This is a genomic window from Serratia sp. BNK-33-b, from assembly GCF_048684565.1.
GTDB lineage: Bacteria > Pseudomonadota > Gammaproteobacteria > Enterobacterales > Enterobacteriaceae > Serratia > Serratia marcescens.
Genome location: NZ_JBLQTZ010000001.1, coordinates 764,929 through 781,412, shown reverse-complemented (window position 1 = coordinate 781,412; position 16,484 = coordinate 764,929). Strand labels below are relative to the sequence as shown.

18 protein-coding genes are annotated in these 16,484 nt (G+C 61.7%); 3 read left to right on the top strand and 15 right to left on the bottom strand.

All coding sequences use genetic code 11. The features are described from left to right. Nucleotides 1-24: 24 nt before the first annotated feature. Nucleotides 25-543, top strand: a complete 519-nt coding sequence (gene fldB / locus ACMGGK_RS03665) for a flavodoxin FldB (protein ID WP_004931683.1) — start codon at nt 25-27, stop codon at nt 541-543. Nucleotides 544-580: 37 nt separating this feature from the next. Here fldB and creD read toward each other — a convergent pair whose 3' ends face one another. From creD to sdhE, 5 genes are all read right to left on the bottom strand, one after another. Continuing rightward, nucleotides 581-1,945, bottom strand: coding sequence for a cell envelope integrity protein CreD (gene creD, locus ACMGGK_RS03660; RefSeq protein WP_016929973.1), 1,365 nt, complete (start codon nt 1,943-1,945; stop codon nt 581-583). An 80-nt stretch (nt 1,946-2,025) separates the two neighbouring features. Next, nucleotides 2,026-3,444: a two-component system sensor histidine kinase CreC gene (gene creC / locus ACMGGK_RS03655; RefSeq protein WP_016929974.1), complete on the bottom strand. Its 1,419-nt coding sequence runs from the start codon at nt 3,442-3,444 to the stop codon at nt 2,026-2,028. Beyond that, a complete protein-coding gene (gene creB / locus ACMGGK_RS03650) occupies nt 3,441-4,139 on the bottom strand; it encodes a two-component system response regulator CreB (RefSeq protein ID WP_420276695.1) in 699 nt (232 codons plus the stop codon). The genes creC and creB overlap by 4 nt, the downstream gene beginning before the upstream one ends. Further along, complete coding sequence (locus ACMGGK_RS03645; protein WP_016929976.1) at nt 4,139-4,561, bottom strand: protein YgfX; 423 nt, start codon at nt 4,559-4,561, stop codon at nt 4,139-4,141. Before ACMGGK_RS03645 ends, creB begins: the two co-directional genes overlap by 1 nt. After that, nucleotides 4,542-4,808 (bottom strand): FAD assembly factor SdhE, encoded by a 267-nt coding sequence (gene sdhE / locus ACMGGK_RS03640; RefSeq protein WP_004931679.1) that lies wholly within the window; start codon nt 4,806-4,808, stop codon nt 4,542-4,544. Before sdhE ends, ACMGGK_RS03645 begins: the two co-directional genes overlap by 20 nt. Before the next feature lie 320 nt (nt 4,809-5,128). Between sdhE and ygfZ the strand changes: the two genes are divergently transcribed. Then, entirely contained in the window at nt 5,129-6,121 is a 993-nt protein-coding gene (ygfZ, locus tag ACMGGK_RS03635; RefSeq protein ID WP_049300372.1) for a tRNA-modifying protein YgfZ, read from the top strand. 38 nt (nt 6,122-6,159) lie between these two features. Here the strand turns inward: ygfZ and ACMGGK_RS03630 are convergent, their stop codons facing one another. Beyond that, nucleotides 6,160-6,657 carry a DUF2165 family protein gene (locus ACMGGK_RS03630; protein ID WP_143778659.1) on the bottom strand — a complete coding sequence of 166 codons (498 nt, stop codon included), beginning with the start codon at nt 6,655-6,657 and terminating at the stop codon, nt 6,160-6,162. Nucleotides 6,658-6,807: 150 nt separating this feature from the next. Beyond that, entirely contained in the window at nt 6,808-7,482 is a 675-nt protein-coding gene (gene trhA / locus ACMGGK_RS03625) for a PAQR family membrane homeostasis protein TrhA (RefSeq protein WP_028127690.1), read from the bottom strand. Nucleotides 7,483-7,665: 183 nt separating this feature from the next. Between trhA and ACMGGK_RS03620 the strand changes: the two genes are divergently transcribed. After that, nucleotides 7,666-8,274 (top strand): HD domain-containing protein, encoded by a 609-nt coding sequence (locus ACMGGK_RS03620; RefSeq protein ID WP_206194929.1) that lies wholly within the window; start codon nt 7,666-7,668, stop codon nt 8,272-8,274. 40 nt (nt 8,275-8,314) lie between these two features. On the opposite strand, the gene rbsK is transcribed toward ACMGGK_RS03620, so the two are convergent. The 8 genes from rbsK to ACMGGK_RS03580 are packed head-to-tail and all read right to left on the bottom strand — an operon-like array spanning nt 8,315 to nt 16,254. After that, on the bottom strand, nt 8,315-9,241 hold the full coding sequence (gene rbsK / locus ACMGGK_RS03615; protein ID WP_033639466.1) for a ribokinase: 927 nt from the start codon (nt 9,239-9,241) through the stop codon (nt 8,315-8,317). After that, nucleotides 9,238-10,146 carry an allose kinase gene (alsK, locus tag ACMGGK_RS03610; RefSeq protein WP_016929983.1) on the bottom strand — a complete coding sequence of 303 codons (909 nt, stop codon included), beginning with the start codon at nt 10,144-10,146 and terminating at the stop codon, nt 9,238-9,240. The genes rbsK and alsK overlap by 4 nt, the downstream gene beginning before the upstream one ends. Nucleotides 10,147-10,156: 10 nt before the next feature. Further along, nucleotides 10,157-10,828, bottom strand: coding sequence for a D-allulose 6-phosphate 3-epimerase (alsE, locus tag ACMGGK_RS03605; protein WP_016929984.1), 672 nt, complete (start codon nt 10,826-10,828; stop codon nt 10,157-10,159). 31 nt (nt 10,829-10,859) lie between these two features. Beyond that, the gene (locus ACMGGK_RS03600; protein WP_016929985.1) at nt 10,860-11,894 is read right to left on the bottom strand and encodes an ABC transporter permease; all 1,035 of its coding nucleotides are present in this window, start codon (nt 11,892-11,894) and stop codon (nt 10,860-10,862) included. Between the two features lie 10 nt (nt 11,895-11,904). Beyond that, on the bottom strand, nt 11,905-12,891 hold the full coding sequence (locus tag ACMGGK_RS03595) for an ABC transporter permease (RefSeq protein ID WP_016929986.1): 987 nt from the start codon (nt 12,889-12,891) through the stop codon (nt 11,905-11,907). Continuing rightward, nucleotides 12,884-14,401 (bottom strand): sugar ABC transporter ATP-binding protein, encoded by a 1,518-nt coding sequence (locus ACMGGK_RS03590; protein ID WP_028127692.1) that lies wholly within the window; start codon nt 14,399-14,401, stop codon nt 12,884-12,886. Before ACMGGK_RS03590 ends, ACMGGK_RS03595 begins: the two co-directional genes overlap by 8 nt. 2 nt (nt 14,402-14,403) lie before the next feature. Beyond that, nucleotides 14,404-15,387, bottom strand: a complete 984-nt coding sequence (locus ACMGGK_RS03585) for a substrate-binding domain-containing protein (RefSeq protein WP_079452408.1) — start codon at nt 15,385-15,387, stop codon at nt 14,404-14,406. 48 nt (nt 15,388-15,435) lie between these two features. Then, nucleotides 15,436-16,254, bottom strand: a complete 819-nt coding sequence (locus tag ACMGGK_RS03580; RefSeq protein WP_016929989.1) for a DeoR/GlpR family DNA-binding transcription regulator — start codon at nt 16,252-16,254, stop codon at nt 15,436-15,438. Nucleotides 16,255-16,484 lie beyond the last annotated feature (230 nt).

Genomic DNA, 16,484 nt, shown 5'->3' with positions numbered 1-16,484 from the left:
AAACAGCAACGTAACGGTTTACACATGAAGATTGGTCTGTTTTACGGCTCCAGCACCTGCTACACCGAAATGGCGGCAGAAAAAATCCGTGAGATTCTGGGTGAAGACCTGGTCGACCTGCACAACCTGAAAGACGTCTCGCCCAAGCTGATGGAGGACTATTCCATTCTGATCCTCGGCATCCCGACCTGGGATTTCGGCGAACTGCAGGAAGACTGGGAAGCGATCTGGCCGCAGCTGGCGGCGCTGGATCTGAAAGGCAAAATCGTCGCCATGTACGGCATGGGCGATCAGCTCGGTTACGGTGAGTGGTTCCTCGACGCGCTGGGCATGCTGCACGATCACATCGCGCCGCTGGGCGTACAGTTCATCGGCTTCTGGCCAACTGAGGGCTTCGAGTTCACCAGCCCCAAACCGCTGAGCGCCGACGGCAAACATTTCGTCGGCCTGGCGCTCGATGAGGTCAACCAATACGATCTGAGCGAAGAGCGCCTGCAGCAATGGTGCGAACAGATCCTGTTGGAGATGGAGCCGCTGCTGTAGCCGCTATCGGGCGCGTAACGCGCCCGATTTCCCTCACTTATTTCCACAGACGAAAGCGTGGCTCGTCTTCCCCGGCCGGCGTTTCCTTGGTCAAACGCGCCGGATCGGCCACCTGATACCAGTCCAGCTTGCGCGTCAACAGCATAATGCCCGCCAGAATGGCGAACAGCAGCCCCGCCCCCAGCACCAACGCATTGTCCTCCGACTGCAACAGCAAATAGAGCACGCCGTACAACAGCAATAGGCTCGCGGCGAACAGCGCACCGCGCAGCTTGCCGCGCAGCACGGCGCTCAGATAGAAGCCGATCAGTCCGCTGCAGGCGATGCTGGCCGCCAGGTAAGCGAGAGCGAATCCCAGGTGTTCGGAGAAGGCCAGCAGAATCAGGTAGAACAACACCAGCGCCGCACCGACCAGCAGGTACTGAATCGGGTGCACCCGCAGCCCGGTCAGGGTTTCGAACAGGAAAAACGCCATAAACGTCAGCCCGATAAACAGCAGCGCGTATTTGACCGCGCGCTCGGTCAGTTGATAGTGATCGACCGGTTCGACCAGGCTGGCGCTGAAGGCCGGCAGCTTGTCCTCGTCGATAATGCCATCGTCGTAATGGAACGCACTGTTAATGTTGTTGGCGAACCAGGTGCTGCGCCAGCGAGCGCTAAACCCTTGATCCGTCACCTTACGTTCGTCCGGCAGGAAGTTGCCGAGAAAATTCGGGTGCGGCCAGTTGCTTTGCAATTGCAGCTCGCTGCTGCGCCCCAGCGGCACCAGCGATAGGCTGCTGGTGCCCGCCAGCGTCAGGGTGAAGTCAGCGTTCAGCCCCTCTTTTTGTTGCAACGCCGCCAGCGTCAGCGGTGCGTGGATCCCCTGGCGCAACGAACCCACGCCGGTGCCCGGCTCAAACGCCACCGGCTGCGGTGTTGCCAGCGGGGAAATGCGCTTGATGCCGCGAGAGTCGCTCAGCGCCACCAGCAGGAACGGCTGGCCGACGGCCACGTTGGCGCGCTGCAAATCCGTCAGCTCCGGCTGGCCGAAACGCACCTTGAAGTTCAGCGGCCCCTGATAAACCTGCGTCTGATAGATGCCCAGCTTGCGCACTTCCACCTTCGGCGCGCCCTGCACCTGAAGCGACTCCGGCAGCAAATAGCGGTAATGCTGCACCCGCTGCACCACCGTTTGCCCTTTCTCGTCTTTCTTCTCTTCGCGTTCGATATAGGGAATGACAATCAACGGGCCGAGCACGCGCTGCGCCCCGCTGGTGCTTTCGCTCACCTGCCCGACCACGCTTTGCCGATAGCCGCTGCGTTCGTCGATCACGCTCATCAGTTGGGCGATGGGGATCAACATCACCACCATCAATCCCAGCAACGTGGTTATTTTCCAGAAAAGTACCGATTTCATCATGCTCGCTCCTCGTAGGTAATGAGGCCACGATAAAACCCGCAGGTGAAATCAGAATGTGGTTATGTGAAGGGAAGGTGAAGTCACAGCGATAACATGAAAGTCGCTTCCACCCCGTGCGGCCGGCGGTTGCGCAGGCGAATGCCGCCATGATGCAGACGGGCGACCTCCTGCACGAAGTTCAGGCCCAGCCCGCTGCTTTTAGGCCGTTCGGCGCGCGGCAGCGAATAAAAACGCTCGAACACTTTATCGAGCGCATAGTCCGGAATGCCGCTGCCGTCGTCACAGACGCTGATGCAGTAATGCTGTTCCCGCCGTTCCCCTCGCACGCTGACGCAACCGCCCGGCGGGGTAAAGTCGATCGCGTTGTCCAGCAGGTTGGTCAGCGCCTGGCTGATCAGCAATGCATCGCCGTTCAGCGTCACCTCCGCCAACGCCTCCAGTTGCAATCTGACGCCGCGCTGCGTCGCCTGCGCCTCTTTGCCCGCCATCGTCTGGCCGATCAGCGCCGCGATCGCGATGGGCGCGGTCTCCATTTCTGGCCGGCTCTCCAGCCGCGCCTGCACCAGCAGTTTATCCACCAGTTGCTGGATGCGTGCGCTTTGCTGTTCGATATTGGTGAGAAAACGCCGGGCGGTCTCCGGCGGTGGCAGCTCCTGCAACAGTTCCGCCGCCCCCCGGATCGCCGCCAGCGGACTTTTCAGCTCATGCGTCAGGGTATGTGCATACTGTTCGATATAAGCTTTGCCTTCCAGCTTCAGACGCATGCTCTCCAACGCCTGCGCCAGCTGCGTCAATTCCCGGCCGCCCACTTTGGGCAACGGCGCGTTTTCTCCCTGCGCCACCCCGTCGGCATAACGCACCAGACGGCCTATGGAACGGTTGATCCACCAGACGAACGCCGCCCCGATCAGCAGCGCGATCCCCAGCAGCAATGCGCCGGCCCACAAAATGCGCCGTTCGCTGCGTTTGATCACCGGCGCCATGGTGCTGTTGGGTTTGCCCACGGTAAGCACGCCGATAATGCGCCCTTGTTCTATCACCGGCGCGGCCACATACATCACCGAACTGTTTTCATCCTGCGGGTCGCTGCGGGTGCTGCGGGCGCCGTACTGGCCGCGCAGCGTCCGATAAACGTCATTCCAGCGCGAATAATCCTGCCCCTGCGCGCGGCCGGCGGAATCGAAGATGACCTTGCCTCGCGCATCGGTAAGATAGACGTGGTATTCGCTGCGATCCTTGCGGATGCCGGAGATATTGGCGCCGATCGGCCGCTGGTTCAGCTGCGTAAACGCCTGCGCCAGTTGGCCATGCGCCGCATCGCCGCGCTGCATGTCCTGACGGGCGATCTGCGCCAGCAGGTTGGCGGTGTCCACCAGTGTGCCTTCGGTAGCGCGCCGCACGCCGGGCTTCACTTCCTGGACGAAAATGCTCAGCACGAAGTACCCGGCCACCGCCACGATCAGAAAATATCCCAGCAGCAGGCGCAGGCCAATTTTCATGGCTGGCGGCTCACGCTGTAGCCCAATCCGCGGTGGGTGTGGATCGGCGGCTCACCGGGATCCACCGCACGCAGTTTGGCGCGCAGGGTTTTGATGTGGGTATCGACGGTGCGATCCAGGCTTTCTTCCGCCTGCGCCCAAACGCTTTCCATCAGTTGCTGCCGCGAGAACACCCGTCCAGGCGCCAACAACAGCGTCTTCAGCAGCAGGTATTCGTAACGGGTCAGCGGCAGCGGCCGCTGATGGTAGGAGATGGTGGCCGCGTCTTCGTCGAGGGCGAAAGCGCCGAAATGGTAGCGCGCGCTCTGTTGCAGGCGCTGCTGCTTATGCAGGCGGCGCAAAATGGTGCGCACCCGGGCGCTGACCTCGCGAGGGGAGAACGGCTTGGCGACATAGTCGTCGGCGCCGATCTCCAGCCCGATCAGGCGATCCACTTCATCACTGCGGGCGGTAAGAAACAGAATCGGCAGGTCGGCCGCCTGAGCCAGCAGGCGGCGACACAATTCAAAGCCGTTGATATCCGGCAAACCGACATCGAGGATAGCGAGCGCTGGCGCGCCTTCTTGCGCCAGCGCCTGCAACGCCGGCTCCGCGCGTTCGAACCAGCGTACTTCGAAGCCTTCGCTCTCCAGCGTGTAAACCAGCGTATCGGCAATGCTGGGTTCATCCTCCACCAACCAGAGTACGGATTTCATCAGGGTTCCTCGCCGTTACCCGCCGGCGGATGCAGCAACAGCTGCCGCAGGTGGCGCCACTCCTCTTTGCTCATGCAGTCGGAAGCCAGCCACAACCGGCGGCGCTTTTTGCCCTCCATCGGCTGCAGCGTCAACAGCATGCCGTAACCCGGCATCCACGGTTTTTTCGCCAGCCGCCACTCGCGGCCGTGCCAGCTGAAACGCCTGTCCGCCAGCAGCCGCAGCTCGCCCTGCACCGCGGCGATGCGCTTCTGGCTACGAATGCACTGAAACACCACCAGCGTCAGCAGCACCAGCCAGAGCGGGCCAAAGCCCTCCGGCCAGGGCGAAATCAGGATCAGCAGGATCAGAACGCCGTGGGTCAACAGTGAAAACAGCTGGGTGCGCCAGGAAATGCGGATATCACATCGCCACTGGGCCACGGTCTTTATTTCGCGTTTGGATCAGGGTCACCATTCTCTGCAGCTCGCCGTCCTGCGGCGCGCCATGATTCATCAGCCAGTTGAACAAATCGGGATCGTCACACTCCAGCAGGCGGATAAACAGCGCCTTGTCCGCGTCATTCAGGCTGTCGTATTCGTATTCGAAGAACGGCATGATGGAGATGTCCAGCTCGCGCATGCCACGACGGCAAGCCCAGTGAATACGTGCTTTGTTGTTAATATCCATGTTGTTATGACTCACCTCTTTTCAGCGCGGCAGCGCCAGCGCAGGGTTCAAATGACACACTGTATGGCAACGCCGTCGCAATATAATTCCATCAGCCGGGGATCTGTCTGCAAGGGTGCCCTGGCCGCAAGCCTATAGAGTAACAATTTGACATACACGCCGGGAAGGCGCTTTGCTGCGGAAAACGCAATAAAGCGCAAAATGCCAAAAAAAGCGCACCCCGGCGCCACGGCGCGAATAACAGTTTGCAAAGCCCGCCGCCTCTTTTACCATGGGCTCAATACCCTTCAGGTAAGCTAAACGTTGAGCAGGAACTTACTATGGCGCATAACATTCCATTCCCACCCCGTCAGCCCTCCGCTTCCACCCATCTTCCCCTGACGCTGATCTCGCTGGAAGATTGGGCGCTGGTGACGCTGAACGGGCCGGACACGGTGAAATATCTCCAGGGCCAGGTGACGGCGGACATCGACGCGCTTGCGGCCGATCAACACGTGCTGTGCGCCCACTGCGACGCCAAGGGCAAAATGTGGAGCAACCTGCGTCTGTTCCACCGAGGCGAAGGCTTCGCCTATCTGGAACGTCGCAGCGTGCTGGACAGCCAACTGGCGGAAATCAAAAAATACGCGGTGTTCTCCAAAGTCACTATCGCCGCCGATAATGACGCGGTATTGCTGGGCGTCGCCGGTTTCCAGGCGCGCGCCGCGCTGACGGGCCTGTTCGCCACGCTGCCGAGCGCCGAGCACCCGGTGGTGCAGGACGGCGAGACCACGATTCTGCACTTCGCTGCGCCGGCGGAACGTTTTCTGCTGGTGACCCGCCCCGCCGTAGCCGAACAGCTGATCGGCAAACTGCATGACCAGGCGGAACTGAATGACAGCAGCCAATGGCTGGCGCTGGAGATCGAAGCCGGTTATCCGGTTATCGACGCCGCCAACAGCGCGCAGCTGATCCCGCAGGCCACCAACCTGCAGGCGCTGGAAGGCATCAGCTTCAGCAAGGGTTGCTATACCGGTCAGGAGATGGTGGCGCGCGCCAAATTCCGCGGCGCCAACAAGCGTGCGCTCTACTGGCTGGAAGGTAAAGCGGCCCGCGCCCCGCAGGCGGCGGAGGATCTGGAGCTGCAGCTGGGGGAAAACTGGCGCCGCACCGGCACCGTACTGGCGTCGAGTCAGTTGGCCGACGGCACGCTGTGGGTGCAGGTGGTGATGAACAACGATCTGGATGCCGACAGCAAGCTGCGGGTGCGCGACGATGCCGCCAGCCAGTTGGCGATCAAACCGTTGCCCTACTCGCTGGCCGAAGAGAAATAATCCGTCGGCCGCAGGCCCCCTGCCTGCGGCCATCTTCGTTACTCGTCCAATTCCCCGTCGCGCTGCACCAGATAAATCAGCACCAGAATGATGGTGACGAAGAAGCGAAACGCATCCGGCACGCCGTTCCACTGCTTCGACATCCACATGCCAAACCACTCGCCCCCAATCGACATAAAGCCGACCTGCCAGGTGAGGAAGCCCAGCGTCAACCCCGCTACCGCCAGCTTTTTCCGGCCGTTAAAGGCGTGCGCAGGCAGTTTCAGGCCACACAGCAGGCGCAGGCCGCCAATCCAGCACAGCAGCGCGGTCAGGCCCTCCAGCGCAATGATGAAAATATAACCGGCGTGATGCAGCCACGGCGTCTGTATCGAGCGGTAGCCGATGGTGGCGTCGGGGAAAATCGTGTCCATCATAAAGACGTGGCGCACGAAGGCGAAGTTGGAACCGTAGTCGGTGATGTTGCCGAAGGCGACCAGCGAAGCGAACAAGGCGATAGCGCAGACCAGCAGCGCTTTGGATAAGCGAACGATCATCTTGGTGAGTCCTGAACAGAGGTTAAAGAAACGGTATGCGGGCTCAGAAATGAAGGAACGGGCTTGCTGGATACCCGAAAGAAGCAAGCGCCTCTTTTTTAAAACAAAAGAGGCGCCAGTTCAATACGCATTCAGATGTAGCGTGAACGCTTAGACGTACAGATAGATCGCCATGAAATGGCAGGCGCTGCCGCCGAGCACGAAGGCGTGCCAGATGGCGTGGCCAAAGCGAATGCGCTTGGAGGCGTAGAAAATCACGCCCAGGGTATAAACCACCCCGCCGATCGCCAGCAGCGTGACGCCGCCGGCCTCCAGCCGCGTAACCAACTGATAAATCACGATCAGCGACAGCCAGCCCATCGTCAGGTAGGTCACCAACGACAGGGCTTCAAAACGGTGGGCGAAGGCCAGTTTGAACAGCACGCCGAGCAGCGCCAATCCCCAGATTACCGCCATCAGGCCCTTCGCCAGCGGCGAATCCAGTCCCACGAGTAAAAATGGGGTGTAAGTGCCGGCAATCAGGAGATAAATGGCGCAGTGGTCAAATTTTTTCAGCCAATGCTTGGCCTTCTGATGCGGGATCGCATGGTAGAGCGTGGAAGCGAGAAACAGCAGGATCATGCTGCCGCCGTACAGGCTGTAACTGGTGATGGCCGTCGCATCGGCGCCGGTATTCACCGCCTGCACCAACAGCAATACCAGGCCGACGATGCCGAACACCAGCCCGATACCGTGACTGATGCTGTTGGCGATCTCTTCCGCCCACGGATAAGCCGCGGCGACCATCTTATTGCTTCCGGCTTTCACTACGTCCGTTTTCCCCATAACGCGCAACCCCTCAAAATGCCCTGCTTTGTGCGAAATTAACGCAAAGCAGCTTAACTGAGAATAATTCCAGTGTACACGTGTACGCTAAAATAAAAATGTGAACGCGTGTAACCATCGAAATCCCCCGCCCGCTGGTCTACAATCGTCAGGCTTCAACCCACCCATCTTGAGGTTTACACCATGTCATCCGCTGTACCCGCGTTAGATTTCGGTTCAATGACCCAGACCATCCAGTTCCTGATGGAAATCGATAAGTTGAAAGGCGTACAACGCCGCACCAAGGTACTGGGCACCCAGCGCCAGGAAAACTCCGCCGAACACAGCTGGCACTTCGCCATCGCCGCCATGAGCCTGGCGCCCTACGCCGGTGAGGACGTAGACATTCAGCGCGTGATCCAGATGGCGCTGCTGCATGACATCGTGGAAATCGACGCCGGCGACGTGCTGGTCTACGATCTGGCGGCTCGCGCGGCGATCCACGATCAGGAAGTGGCGGCGGCGCGCCGTCTGTTCGGCATGTTGCCGGAGGCTCAGCGCGAGTATTTCACCGCTTTATGGCAGGAGTATGAAGATGGCGAAAGCGCCGATGCGCGCTTCGCCTTGCTGCTGGATCGCACCATGCCGATGCTGATGAATCTGCACAACGAAGGCCAGAGCTGGGTGGAAAACGGCATCAGCCTGGAGCAGGTGCTGGCGCGCAATGCGTCTATCGCCGACGTACACCCCGAACTGTGGCACCATATGGAGCAACATCTGCGGGACGCGCAGCGCAAAGGCTGGTTGAAGTAAGGGAACCGGGCTGCCGCCTCTTGGCCGCAGCCCGTCTTTGTCACGCGAACGCCTGCTGGCGTTCCAACGCTTCCTCATAGCTCGGCATCGACCCCGCCGCCCCGGCGCGTTCCACGCAGACCGCCGCGTAGGCGGCGGCGAAGCGCACCGCATCGGCTAACGGCACCTGATTCGCCAACTGCGCCGCCAGGGCGCCGTTAAACGCATCCCCCGCGCCGGTGGTGTCTTTCGGCTGCGCCGGAAACGCCGGGATCAGCTCACTGTGTTCCCCATCCGAGAACAACGCCCCCTGCGTGCCCAAGGTCACGATCAGCAAACGAATGCCCTTGGCGTGCAGCACCTGCGCCGCCTGGCGCGCCGAAGCCACATCCCGCACCGGCACGCCGGTCAGCAATGTGCATTCGGTGGCGTTGGGCGTCAGCAGATCGACCTGCGCCAACAGGCTGTCCGGCACCGGTTGAAACGGCGCCGGGTTGAGAATGATGAACGTCCGCGCCTCGCGGGCGATGGCGATCACTTGTTCGATCGCCGGCAGGTTGTTCTCCAGTTGGGTCAACAGAATATCCGCCGCGGCGATCGCCGGGCGGCACTGGCGCACCTCGTCCTCGCTGACCGTCAGGTTGGCGCCGGGATCGACGGCGATCATGTTCTCCGCATCCTCGCCGGCAACGTAGATAAGCGCATTGCCGGTCGGGCAATCGCCGGTCGAGAACAGCGTCACCGCATCGAAACCGGCCGCGGCGAGATGGCGCCGGGCGAAGGTGCCGAAGTCGTCGCGCCCCACCTTGCCGATATAATGTACCCGCGCCCCGGCGCGCAGGGCGGCGGTGGCCTGGTTGGCGCCCTTGCCGCCCGCGCCCATCATGCTGTTACGGGCGATCAGCGATTCGCCGGGCTGCGGAAACCGCGCCATGCCGGCGACGATATCCAGGTTGAACGAACCGAACACGCAGACTTTGCCTTTCATTGCTGGTACTCCCTGCTTAATTGGAAGTGGCGCCGTGCGGCCAGACAGGCGCCTTTGCTGCCGGTTTCATCGGTCAGGCGGCTGATGGAGATCGCCAGCCCCTGTGCCGGCTGCGGCCCGCGCAGATGACGGCGGATCTCTTGCTCCAGCCGCGCCAACGGAAAACCGCGCATGGCGATCACGCCGCCGCCCAGGATCAGCCGTTGGGGGTCGATCACGTTCATTTCGATGGCGATGGTCTGCGCCAATCGTTCGACGAAACGCTGCAAATCCGGATGATCGCCGTGGCGCTCGAACAGCCGGTCGAACGGCGTTTGCGCCGCGTTGGCGCGCGCCCAGCCGGTCAGCCAATGGCCGGAGGTCAAACTCTCGACGCAGCCCCGTTTGCCGCACGGGCACTCGCCCAGATGGCCCGGCCAGGGAATGTGCCCCAACTCGCCGGCGGCGCCGTGCGCCCCGTGGTAAAAGTCGCCGTTAAGCCACAGGCTGTTGCCCATGCCGGTGCCCAGATACAGCCCCACCGCCACCTGCGGCAGCGCCGGCAACTGCTGCAAATCCCACCACAGCAGATGGTTGACATCCTTGTCCATTCGCACCGGCAGCGCCAGCAAATCGGCCAACAGCGCCGCCACCGGCTGGGCGTCCAGCGCCGGAATGAACGGCAGCGACAGCACCCGCGAGCGATCGCGGCTGAGGATCCCCGGCAACCCAAGCATCACCTGCGCCACCTGACGATCCTGGCTATGCCCGGCGATCAGGCGGCCCAACGCCGCCAGCGGATCGGCCTGCCGCGCCCAGTCGGCGGTCGCTATCTTGCGGTAAGCGCTAAACTCGCCGTCATCATCCATCAACAGCAGGCGGGTATTGGTGCCGCCAACGTCAACGCCAAGAAAATGCCGCATCATATCCCCCGCCTCAGGCCGCCTGCCGCATCTGATCCAGCATTTTTTCCCATGCCGCCTCCAGATCCGGATCGAGGTTGAACAACCCGGAGCTGCCGACGATCAACACCTCCGCGCCGGCGCCCATCAGATCGCGGTAGGTGCGCTGATTGCAGGATCCGTCGATCTCGATCAGATAGCGCAGATTTTGTTGGCTTTTCAGATCGCGCAACTGGCGGATCTTGTCCAGCATTTCGGGAATGAACGGCTGCCCGGCATAGCCGGGATCGACGGTCATCACCGTGACCTTGTCCAGCAGATGAAGGTAGTGGCGGATAAACTCCACCGGCGTGGCCGGGTTCAGCACCACCCCCACTTTTTTGCCCAGCGCGCGGATTTGATTGATCACGCGGAACGCGTCGCGGTTGATGGTTTCGGCGTGCGGGCAGATAAAGTCCGCGCCGGCGCGGGCGATCGGGTCGATGAAATCGGTCGGGTTCTCCACCATCAGATGCACATCCAGCAACAACGAGGTGTGCGGGCGGATCTGTTCGATAAAGAACGGCGACAGCGTGATGTTTTTAACGTAGTGCCCGTCCATGATGTCGATATGCAGCATATCGGCGCGGCGATTCAGCACCGCCAATTGCTGGCGGATATCCATCAGGTTCATGCACATCAATGAAGGTGAAATCTGGTATTTCATTAGCGTTATCCTGCGCAAAAGGGAAAAGGGATCAGTGGCCCGCCGCGGTTCTGGCCTGGGCCGCGCTGCGGCGCATCGCCCGCCGCTGCCGATAGCGATGTCGGAAAAACTTCATCGCCAGCACCGCAATCAGCACCGCGCCCCACATCGCCAGACTGAAATGCGGGCTGACGTTCATCAGGTTCAAACCGGTCGCGATCACCTGCAGCACGATCAGCGCCAACACCACGCCGCTGACCCGGCCAAAACCGCCGAACGGATCGGTGCCGCCCAGAATGATCGCCAGCACCGTGAGCAGCAGGTAGGAGTCGCCGTAGCCCATGCGCGCCGAGTTGAAGCGCGCCATCATCACCAGCCCGGCAATGACGCACAGCAGGCTGGAGAGGGTGTAAATAGCGATCAGCACCCGATGGGTATTCACGCCGCTGAAGTGGGTGGCGTTGATGTTGCTGCCGCTCATGTAGATGCATTTGCCGAGCCGGGTTTTCTGCAAGAACAGCGCCAGCAAGGCGGCGACCGCCAGGAAGATCCACAGCGGTACCGGCACGCCCAGCACGCGCTCAGCGCCGATAAACCGCACGATCTCCGGCATGCCGCTCAGGGCCGCGCCGCGCGTCAGGTAGATGCCGATGCCGTTGACCGTGGTCATGGTGGCCAGCGTCACCAGAATCGGATGCGCGCCGACGTACGCCACCAGTGCGCCGGTCGCCGCGCCGATAAGCCCGGCCAGCAGCATCGCCGCCGCCAGCGCCAACGCCAGCCACAGCGCCTGCAAGCCCAGCCCGGCGTCCGCCGGCAGATAGCTGATGAACAGCCAGGCCATCAGCAGGCTGGTCAGGTTGGCGCTGGCGATAATGCACAGGTTCAGGCCGCCGCTGAGGATCGGAATGAACATCGCCAGCGTCAGCAGGCCCAGCTCCGGCAGCTGGAAGGCCACGCTGGTGAAGGTGGCGCCGCTTAAGAAGCGCCCCGGCATCAGCAGGCTAAAGGCCAGCACCACCGCCAGCAGCAATGCCAGCAGACCGACGGCGACCCCGTCCGGACGAAATTTCAGGTTGTTGCCCATCAGGCGCTCCTCAGGCGAAACCAACGTCGGTTTCTTTGCGTTTCTTGTAGTGAGTGACGGTGATCGCCGCGACGATCACCAGACCGATCACCACGTTCATGAAGTAGCTGGACACGCCGATCAGGTTGAGGCCGTTTTTCAGCACGCCGATCAGGAAGACGCCCATCAGCGTGCCGACCACGCTGCCCTTGCCGCCATTCAGGCTGGCGCCGCCCAGCACCGCCGCCGCCAGCACGTCGAGCTCCCCGCCCACCAGCGCGTTGGGCACCACTTCCCCCATGCGATACACCTGCACCAGGCCGCCGATCGCCGCCATCGCGCCCAGATAGCCATAGGCGAACAGATGCAGCAGGCCAACGCGGATGCCGATGCGCCGCGCCGACTCCGCATCACCGCCCACGGCAAACAGCTGGCGCCCGAGGTGCGTTTTGTTCAGCAGCAGCCAGGTCAACAGCGCCACCGCCAGCATCACCAGCGTCGGCAAACCGAGCTGATAGCTCTGTTCACCCAGTTGGAACGGCAGCACGCTGCGCGGCAACGTCCACCAGTCCGGCAATGCGTACAGGCTGCGGCCGTTGGTCAACCACATCAGCATGCCGAACAACAACGCCTGCATGCTGATGGTGACAATGATCGAGACGATACGCAGGCAGTAGATCAGCAGCGCGTTGACCATGCCGAGCGCGGCGCCGAACGCCAACGCCAGCAAAATGCTGCCCGCCGGGTTGGCCAGGCCGTAGTGCGTCGCCAGCGTGGCGATCAGGTACTGCACCACCGAGGCGACCGCGGCGAAGGAGATATCGATGCCGCCGGTCACCAGCACCACAAACAGGCCGAGGGCGAATATGCCGCTCACCGCGTAGCTTTCGCTGAGATCGAGCAGGTTTTGCACCGTCAAAAAACGATCGCTAAGCAGTGAAAAGACGATGACCGTCAGCAGCAGTACCCAGGCCAGATAGCCTTCGTTGCCGCGCGGTTTCAAACTGAATCTACGCATTGACCGCCTCCGCCAGCTGTTGCTGGCTCACCTGCCCCGGCAGGTATTCGCCGATCACGCTGCCGCCGCTGAAGTGCAGCACCCGATCGCAGTTGTAATACACCTCCGGCACCTCGTCGGAGATCAGCAAAATGGCGATCCCCTCCTGCGCCAGCAGATGGATCAGTTGGTAGATGCTGGCCTTGGCGCCGACGTCGACGCCGACGGTCGGCGAATCGAGGATCAGGATCCGCGGCTGGGTCAGCACCCACTTGGCCAGCACGATCTTTTGCTGATTGCCGCCGGACAGCGTCGAAACCGCCTGATCCGGATCCGCCACCCGCACGCCGAGCTTGGCGATCCACTCCGCGACGATGCGATTCTTGCGGTAGTCGTCGATCAGGCGAAAGCGCCCGCGCAGCTTATCGAGAATGGTCAGCACCGCGTTATCCGCCACCGACTGTTGCTGCACCAGCCCCAGCGTCAGGCGATCCTCCGAGACGTAGCCGATGCCGGCCTTGATCGCGTCCTCATGGCCGCGAAAGCGCACCGGTTTGCTGTCGAGGTAGAGTTTGCCGCTGTCCGGCCGGGTCATGCCGAACAGGCTCAGCGCCAGCTCGGTGCGCCCGGAGCCGAGCAACCCGCACAGCCCGAGCACCTCCCCCTGATGCAGCCGGAAGCTCACATCCTGATACTGCCCGGCGCGGCTGAGACGATCCGCCTCCAGCATCACCCGATCCTTATTCATGCTCGGTGACTTCAGGCGATAATCCAGCTTCAAGCCGGTCATCAGCTCGGTCAGACGATCGCCGGTGATCTCCGCCGCCGGCCAGGTGCCGACTTTGTTACCGTCGCGGATCACCGTGACGCGATCCGAGATCTCCAGCACTTCGTCCAGCCGGTGGCTGACGAACACCACGCAGATGCCCTGCGCTTTCAGATAGTCCACCGTACGCAGCAGCTGGTTGACTTCGGTGCGGGTCAGCGAGGCTGTCGGTTCATCCATGATCACCAGCCGCGCTTCCGCCACCAGCGCGCGGCAGATCGCCACCTGCTGGCGCTGGGCGATCGGCAGCTCCGCCACCCGTTTGTCGAGATCCAGATTAAAACTCAGCGCCTGCAGCAGGCGCTCGGCGGCGCGCCGCAGCCTGGCCGGGCGGTGCCACCCCAACAGCCCGCGCAGGTTGTGCTCAAAGGCGATGTTTTCCGCCACCGTCAGGTTGGGAAACAGCGACAGATCCTGATAGATCACCTGAATGCCGAAGGCGCGCGCCTGATCCGGCGACAGTCGGCCGAAGGTTTGCCCATCAAGAGTAATACGGCTGCCATCATCCGGTTGATACACGCCGGCGATCGCCTTGATCAGCGTGCTCTTGCCGCAGCCATTGGTGCCGGCCAGGCAGTGCACCTCCCCCGGCATCAGCGCCAATGAAATATCGTTCAGCGCGCGCTGCCCGCCAAAGGTCATCGACAGCTGTTGCAGTTCGATAAGCGGCGCGCCCTGCATTGCCGTATTGCCGGAAATCGCCATGATTACAGCCCCATCTTCACCAGCTTCGGCAAGTTTTGCTTATCCAGGCTTTCGGTGGCGTTGCCGAGAATGGTGTGCTGCTGCGCATCCACCTGCACCTTGCCCATGCCTTCGATGGTCATGCCATCGGTGATTTTTTCGCCCTTGTGCATCATGTCAGCGATGCGCACGAACACTTCGCCCGCCACCATCGGATTCCAGATATAACCGCCCTTGATGGCGCCGCGATTGACCAGCGAAGCGCCCTGCCCCGGGCTGAACGGCCCGATGACGCAGATATCGTTGATTTTTCCGCGGTTGAGCACCGCGCGCCCGGCGCCGATCGGCCCCTGCGAACCGAACGCCAGCACGCCTTTCAGATCGGGATACTTGGCCATCAGATCGTTGGTGGTGCGTACGCTGTCATCCAGCGATTCCCCCACGCCGAACTTATCGCCCACCAGCTGCATGTTCGGGTAGTGCTGCTTCTGGTAGTTGATGGCCGAGTCCGACCAGGTGATGTGCAGCGGCACCGTCAGGCTGCCGACGTATACCGCGTACTTGCCCTGCTCTTTCATGCAGGCGGCCAGCGCTTTCATGTGGTTGACCCCGTGCTGCGAGGCGTCCACCAGCTCAAAATCCCAGTCGGCGTACTTCTGGCCGGGGGATTCGTGCACGATCACCTTGATGCCCGCTTCCTGCGCGCGCTTGAGCACCGGCTCCAGCACCCGGGCGTCGTTCGGCACCACGCCGATGATGTCCACCTTCTGCGCGATCAGATCCTCGATGGCGCGCACCTGCAGCGCCGGATCCGCCGCCGTCGGCCCGACCATCCAGGCGTCGATGCCGCGTTTGGCGCTCTCGCTTTTGATGCCGGCCTCCATGGCGTTGAACCAGGGAATGCCGCCGATCTTCACCACCACGCCCATTTTCAGCTTGTCCGCCGCCTGCGCGGAGACCGACAGCAGCAGCGAGGCAAACAGACCGACCAGTACGGATTTTTTCATTGTTCTCTCTCCACAAGTGTTGGCTGTAATAAAGGGTTTTCGTTGTTGTTATCGCGCCGCCCTTTTCGCGGCGGGTGAAACTTCAATCACGTCGACGTTGTTCCAGGCCAGTTCCTGACGAAATTCGTCGTCGCCAAGCCTGTCGGTGATTAAGGTATCTATCTCCCGGTAGTGGCAGATACGCGCGAACGAGCGGCGGCCGAACTTGTTGCTGTCCACCAGCAGGAACTTGCGCTCCGAGGCCAGCAGCATCTGTTGCTTCAACCGCGCATGGTGCTCGTTGCTCTCGCGGATGCCGCCGTCCTGGCAAATGCCGTGGCAGGAGAAGAACAGCTTGTTGATCACGAACTCTTTCAGCATCTGCTCCGCCAGCACGCCGATAAAATCCTCGTACTTGGCGGAATACTCGCCCCCCAGGCCGATGGTGCGCACGTTGGCCTTGCAGGCCAGCGTCTGGATGATGTGCAGCGAGTTGGTCAGCACCACCAGCGAGATATCCGGCAGCTGGCGCGCCAAAAACCAGCTGGTAGAGCTGCTGTCCAACAGCAGGCAATCCCCCGGCGCGATAAACTCCAGCGCGCGTTTGGCGATGCGCGTCTTCTGCTCCGGCGCCTCGTTGCTGCGCTGGCGGAAAGATTCCCCCTGGTCTATCTCGGCGGGCACATAGGTTTTCTCCGCCGCCGGCGGCTCGACGAACACCGCGCCGCCGTGGCTGCGCAGCAGCAGGCCGCGCCGTTCAAGCAGGGCCAGATCACGCCGCGCCGTCTCGATAGAGATGTGGCACAGCTGCGCCACCTCCTGCACCATCACGCGGCCGCGCTGGCTCAAGACTTCGGTGATAAAGCGATGACGTTCTACAGGCAGCATGTTTCTTTTCTCCTCCACGACGATGATTACGATATCGATTTGCCGCGCCGCGTTTTGCGCGCAGACGCAAAGCGCATCGCCCCGCGATCGGGCAACGATCGCGCTGTGATAGTTGTCAAAAAAATCGGGAAGGAAATGAAATGAATAATTACGAAAGTGTGGAGTAACAGACAGTTATGATGCGCGACCGCCTGAGGCAGACTGGCGAGAAACGGTAAACGGTCACAATT

Coding starts and splice junctions, on each gene's coding strand:
- ACMGGK_RS03590 (WP_028127692.1), bottom strand. CDS start 14,401: ATGGCGATTTCCGGCAATACGGCAATGCAGGGCGCGCCGCTTATCGAA.
- fldB (WP_004931683.1), top strand. CDS start 25: ATGAAGATTGGTCTGTTTTACGGCTCCAGCACCTGCTACACCGAAATG.
- creC (WP_016929974.1), bottom strand. CDS start 3,444: ATGAAAATTGGCCTGCGCCTGCTGCTGGGATATTTTCTGATCGTGGCG.
- sdhE (WP_004931679.1), bottom strand. CDS start 4,808: ATGGATATTAACAACAAAGCACGTATTCACTGGGCTTGCCGTCGTGGC.
- ACMGGK_RS03620 (WP_206194929.1), top strand. CDS start 7,666: ATGTCATCCGCTGTACCCGCGTTAGATTTCGGTTCAATGACCCAGACC.
- rbsK (WP_033639466.1), bottom strand. CDS start 9,241: ATGAAAGGCAAAGTCTGCGTGTTCGGTTCGTTCAACCTGGATATCGTC.
- creD (WP_016929973.1), bottom strand. CDS start 1,945: ATGATGAAATCGGTACTTTTCTGGAAAATAACCACGTTGCTGGGATTG.
- alsK (WP_016929983.1), bottom strand. CDS start 10,146: ATGATGCGGCATTTTCTTGGCGTTGACGTTGGCGGCACCAATACCCGC.
- alsE (WP_016929984.1), bottom strand. CDS start 10,828: ATGAAATACCAGATTTCACCTTCATTGATGTGCATGAACCTGATGGAT.
- ACMGGK_RS03600 (WP_016929985.1), bottom strand. CDS start 11,894: ATGGGCAACAACCTGAAATTTCGTCCGGACGGGGTCGCCGTCGGTCTG.
- ACMGGK_RS03630 (WP_143778659.1), bottom strand. CDS start 6,657: ATGATCGTTCGCTTATCCAAAGCGCTGCTGGTCTGCGCTATCGCCTTG.
- ACMGGK_RS03585 (WP_079452408.1), bottom strand. CDS start 15,387: ATGAAAAAATCCGTACTGGTCGGTCTGTTTGCCTCGCTGCTGCTGTCG.
- ygfZ (WP_049300372.1), top strand. CDS start 5,129: ATGGCGCATAACATTCCATTCCCACCCCGTCAGCCCTCCGCTTCCACC.
- ACMGGK_RS03595 (WP_016929986.1), bottom strand. CDS start 12,891: ATGCGTAGATTCAGTTTGAAACCGCGCGGCAACGAAGGCTATCTGGCC.
- trhA (WP_028127690.1), bottom strand. CDS start 7,482: ATGGGGAAAACGGACGTAGTGAAAGCCGGAAGCAATAAGATGGTCGCC.
- ACMGGK_RS03580 (WP_016929989.1), bottom strand. CDS start 16,254: ATGCTGCCTGTAGAACGTCATCGCTTTATCACCGAAGTCTTGAGCCAG.
- creB (WP_420276695.1), bottom strand. CDS start 4,139: ATGAAATCCGTACTCTGGTTGGTGGAGGATGAACCCAGCATTGCCGAT.